This is a genomic window from Pseudomonas sp. NPDC089554 (assembly GCF_050280645.1).
Lineage (GTDB): Bacteria > Pseudomonadota > Gammaproteobacteria > Pseudomonadales > Pseudomonadaceae > Aquipseudomonas.
The window spans coordinates 1-4,439 of record NZ_JBNNVR010000162.1; the positions used below are offsets into that span (position 1 = coordinate 1).

At 62.7% G+C, this 4,439-nt stretch carries 5 protein-coding genes and 1 pseudogene; all 6 read right to left on the minus strand.

Going from position 1 to position 4,439, the window contains the following annotated elements; all coding sequences use genetic code 11:
- A pseudogene (locus ACQKPE_RS25810) lies at positions 1–226 on the minus strand (cytochrome-c oxidase, cbb3-type subunit II); the annotation flags it as partial.
- Positions 226–1,668 carry a cytochrome-c oxidase, cbb3-type subunit I gene (gene ccoN, locus ACQKPE_RS25815; protein ID WP_427669528.1) on the minus strand — a complete coding sequence of 481 codons (1,443 nt, stop codon included), beginning with the start codon at positions 1,666–1,668 and terminating at the stop codon, positions 226–228. The gene ccoN and the pseudogene ACQKPE_RS25810, both read right to left, overlap by 1 nt.
- A gap of 423 nt (positions 1,669–2,091) precedes the next feature.
- The gene (gene ccoP / locus ACQKPE_RS25820; protein ID WP_427669529.1) at positions 2,092–3,036 is read right to left on the minus strand and encodes a cytochrome-c oxidase, cbb3-type subunit III; all 945 of its coding nucleotides are present in this window, start codon (positions 3,034–3,036) and stop codon (positions 2,092–2,094) included.
- Positions 3,033–3,224, minus strand: coding sequence for a cbb3-type cytochrome oxidase subunit 3 (locus ACQKPE_RS25825; RefSeq protein ID WP_427669534.1), 192 nt, complete (start codon positions 3,222–3,224; stop codon positions 3,033–3,035). Before ACQKPE_RS25825 ends, ccoP begins: the two co-directional genes overlap by 4 nt.
- Before the next feature lie 5 nt (positions 3,225–3,229).
- Positions 3,230–3,838, minus strand: coding sequence for a cytochrome-c oxidase, cbb3-type subunit II (gene ccoO / locus ACQKPE_RS25830; protein WP_427669531.1), 609 nt, complete (start codon positions 3,836–3,838; stop codon positions 3,230–3,232).
- Positions 3,839–3,851: 13 nt separating this feature from the next.
- The coding region (locus ACQKPE_RS25835; RefSeq protein WP_427669532.1) for a cbb3-type cytochrome c oxidase subunit I at positions 3,852–4,439 on the minus strand (588 nt) is incomplete at its 5' end.

A 4,439-nucleotide genomic window follows, 5' to 3' on the forward strand; every position in this document is an offset into this window, starting at 1 on the left:
CGCGGCGCGCTCGAACGCTGCTGAGTGAGGCGCAGGTCGAGCTTGATCCACAGCGCCGAGGTGGAATAGCCCGCGTTGAGTACACTGTGGTCATGCCCTCGACCGGCTTGTTGGTGACGTCCTGGAAGAACAGCGGGACGATCTGGGTCAGGCCGCCGACACTGACGGCGATGACCATGAAGAAGGCCAACAGGCCAATGTTCTTCTCGACTGCTTCATGCTTCATCAGTGCGCTCCCACGACGACGATCTTGGTGGCTTCCTCAGCCTGCGCCGGGTTGGCGGCACGAACGGTGCGGTAGACGTTGTAGGCCATCAGCAGCATGCCAAAGGCGAAGAACGCACCGCCCAGGGCGCGCACGATGTAGCCTGGGTGGCTGGCTTGCAGCGCCTCGACGAACGAATAGGTGAGCGTGCCGTCGTCGTTGATGGCGCGCCACATCAGGCCCTGGGTGATGCCGTTGACCCACATCGAGGCGATGTACAGCACGGTGCCGATGGTCGCCAGCCAGAAGTGCGCGTTGATCAGGCCAACGCTGTGCATCTGCTCGCGGCCGTAGAGTTTCGGGATCATGTGGTACACCGCGCCGATCGAGATCATCGCGACCCAACCGAGGGCGCCGGCGTGGACATGGCCGATGGTCCAGTCGGTGTAGTGGGACAGGGCGTTGACGGTCTTGATGGCCATCATCGGGCCTTCGAACGTGGACATGCCGTAGAACGCCAGCGATACCACGAGGAAGCGCAGGATCGGGTCGGTACGCAACTTATGCCAGGCGCCGGAGAGGGTCATCATGCCGTTGATCATGCCGCCCCAGCTCGGCGCCAGGAGGATGATCGACATCACCATGCCCAGCGACTGTGCCCAGTCGGGCAGGGCGGTGTAGTGCAAATGGTGGGGGCCGGCCCAGATGTACAGGGTGATCAGCGCCCAGAAGTGCACGATGGACAGCCGGTACGAATAGATGGGGCGCTCGGCCTGCTTGGGCACGAAGTAGTACATCATCCCCAAGAAGCCCGTGGTCAGGAAGAAGCCTACGGCGTTGTGGCCGTACCACCACTGGATCATCGCGTCGGTGGCGCCGGCGTAGGCCGAGTAGGACTTGAACAGGCTGACCGGCAGCGAGGCGTGGTTGACGATGTGCAGCATCGCGGTGACCACGATGAAGGCGCCGTAGAACCAGTTGCCGACGTAGATGTGCTTGGTCTTGCGCTTGACGATGGTGCCGAAGAACACCAGGCCGTAGGTCACCCAGACGATCGCCAGCAGGATCGCGATCGGCCATTCCAGCTCGGCGTATTCCTTGGTGGTGGTGTAGCCCATCGGCAGGGTGATCAGCGCCCCGACGATCACCGCCTGCCAGCCCCAGAAGGTGAAGGCGGCCATGCCGTCGGAGATCAGCCGGGTCTGGCAGGTACGCTGCACCACGTAGTAGCTCGTGGCGAACAGTGCGCAACCGCCGAAGGCGAAGATCACCAGGTTGGTGTGCAGTGGGCGCAGGCGGCCGAAGCTCGTCCATGGCAGGTCCAGGTTCAGCTGGGGCCATACCAGTTGCGAGGCGATGAAGACGCCGAGCCCCATGCCAAGGATCCCCCAGACCACCGTCATGATGGCGAACTGGCGGACGACCTTATAGTTATAAGCAGTCGGACCGATTGCTGTGCTCATTCTAAGGTTCCACGGTTTGGGTGTTCTTGTTAGTCGTAAAAATCGGCGCAAGTATCGATAACCACCAGGGTTATGGCAACGCAAGGATCCCTGCTCCGACCCGTGTCCAAGCCCTTTCGACCACCGTCCCGCAGTCTTGGGGCTTGACGATTGTACACAAATAAATATTTGTAATGTGTACCGTTTTTCGTATTTTTCTGATCGTTTGGTCAAGCTTTTATTTTCGGGGGCGACGACAGGCTTTGCGCCGCTCCGGCGGCCTTGCGCAAGCGCAGGGCTACTGAGGCAACAAGCTTAGTTGCGTTCGGAAGGGGTGCAAGGAGGGAGGTGGGAGGGAAAAGCGCGGTGTGGCATTCGCGGACAAGCCCGCTCCTCCAGGTACTGCGCAGCCTGTAGGAGCGGGTTCGCCGGGGTGTCGGAGATTTACTTGGAGGTCACAGCTTCGGAAACTTCACGGTCCTGCGACAGGCTATACACATAAGCTGCCAGCAAGTGCACCTTGTCGTTGCCCTGAATATCAGCCTGGGCCGGCATCTGCCCTTGGCGGCCGTAGCGAATGGTCTGCTGCAACTGGGCAAAGCTCGAACCATAGATGAACGCCTGCGGATGCGTCAGGTCAGGCGCGCCCATGGCTGGGGTGCCCTTGCCCTCGGGGCCATGACAGGCCACGCAGTTGGCAGCGAACAGCTTCTGGCCGGCGTCCACGTCGGCCTTCACTCCCTCGGGCAGGCTACGGCCATCGAGGTTGCTGAGCACGAAGGCGGCGACATCCGCCACGCCCTGCTCGCCGATCACTTCGGCCCAGGCCGGCATCACCCCGTGGCGGCCGTTCATGATGCTGGCCTTGATGGTTTCCGGCTCGCCGCCCCAACGCCAGTCGTTGTCGGTCAGGTTGGGGAAGCCATAGGCGCCCTTGGCGTCGGAGCCGTGGCACACCGAGCAGTTGGAGGCGAACAGTCGTGCGCCCATTTTCAGTGCCTGCGGGTCCTTGGCCACGTCCTCGACCGGCATGGCGGCGAACTTGGCGAAGATCGGCCCGAAGCGCGCGTCGGCCTTGTCCATTTCCCTTTGCCATTCCTTGGCCTGGGTCCAGCCGCCCTCGTAGCCCGGCAGGATGCCTTTCCAGTTACCCAGGCCGGGGTACAGCACCAGGTAGCCCGCGCCGAACACCAGGGTGCCGACGAACAGCCAGAACCACCACTGCGGCAGTGGGTTGTCGTATTCCTCGATACCATCGAAACTGTGGCCCATGGTCTGGTCGGTGGTGCTGTCGCTCTGGCCCTTGCGGGTGCTCATCAGCAGCCAGGCCAGGCCGACCAGGCTGCCGAGAGTCAGCACGCTGATGTAGGTACTCCAGAAGGTGGTCATTGCCCGTTACTCCTTACAGCAGGTTCCTGCCCGGCAGGGGGCAGGCGGTCGTCGACGAAGGGCAGCAGCCGCGCTTCGGCGAAATCACGATCGCGGCGGCGGTTGAAGACCCACAGCGAGAGGCCGATGAAGGCGATCATCACCACCAGCGTGCCCAGCCCGCGGATCATGCCGATATCCATTTCCATCGTGCTCACCTCTTGTTCTTGATCGCGGTGCCCAGCACCTGCAGGTAGGCGACCAGGGCGTCCATCTCGGTCTTGCCCTTCACGGCCTCCTTGGCACCGGCGATGTCTTCATCGGTGTAGGGCACGCCGAGGGTGCGCAGGGTGCGCAACTTGGTGTCGGTGTGGCTGTTGTCGACCGGCTGGGCGACCAGCCAGGGGTAGGACGGCATCTTCGACTCAGGCACCACGTTGCGTGGGTTGTACAGGTGCGCGCGGTGCCAGTCGTCCGAGTAGCGTCCACCGACGCGGGCGAGGTCCGGCCCGGTGCGCTTGGAGCCCCACAGGAATGGGTGGTCCCACACGCTTTCGCCGGCCACCGAGTAGTGGCCGTAACGCTCGGTCTCGGCGCGGAATGGGCGCACCATTTGCGAGTGGCAACCCACGCAACCTTCGCGAATGTAGATATCGCGGCCTTCGAGCTCCAGCGCGGTGTAGGGCTTCATGCCCTCCACCGGCGTGTTGGTGACGTCCTGGAAGAACAGCGGGACGATCTGGGTCAGGCCGCCGATGCTGACGGCAAGCACCATCAGCAACGCCAGCAGGCCGACGTTTTTCTCGATCACTTCATGTTTCATCAGGCGTTTCTCCTCAGGCCAACTGGGCGTTCGCAGTAGCGGCTTGGTCGGCCGGGGCCCGCACGGTGCGCCAGGTGTTCCAGGCCATCAGGAACATGCCGCTCAGGAAGATCGCACCGCCAATGAAGCGCACGATGAAGCCTGGGTGGCTGGCCACCAGGGTTTCGACGAACGAGTAGGTGAGCGTGCCGTCGCTGTTGACCGCGCGCCACATCAGGCCCTGGGCGATGCCGTTGACCCACATCGAGGCGATGTACAAGACGGTGCCGATGGTCGCCAGCCAGAAGTGCGCGTTGATCAGGCCGATGCTGTGCATCTGTTCTTTGCCGAACACTTTCGGGATGGTGTGGTACAGCGCGCCGATGGAAATCATCGCCACCCAGCCGAGGGCGCCTGCGTGAACGTGGCCGATGGTCCAGTCGGTGTAGTGGGAGAGCGCGTTGACGGTCTTGATGGCCATCATCGGGCCCTCGAAGGTGGACATGCCGTAGAACGCCAGCGATACCACGAGAAAGCGCAGGATCGGGTCGCTGCGCAACTTATGCAAGGCGCACCAGCCGAGCTGATGCAAGGCTTCGTGACCCAGCCAATCAGCCAGTCC

Bases quoted from the DNA above. Each gene is read 5' to 3' on its own strand.
- ACQKPE_RS25825 (WP_427669534.1), bottom strand. From the start codon at position 3,224: ATGGAAATGGATATCGGCATGATCCGCGGGCTGGGCACGCTGGTGGTG.
- ccoP (WP_427669529.1), bottom strand. From the start codon at position 3,036: ATGACCACCTTCTGGAGTACCTACATCAGCGTGCTGACTCTCGGCAGC.
- ccoO (WP_427669531.1), bottom strand. From the start codon at position 3,838: ATGAAACATGAAGTGATCGAGAAAAACGTCGGCCTGCTGGCGTTGCTG.
- ccoN (WP_427669528.1), bottom strand. From the start codon at position 1,668: ATGAGCACAGCAATCGGTCCGACTGCTTATAACTATAAGGTCGTCCGC.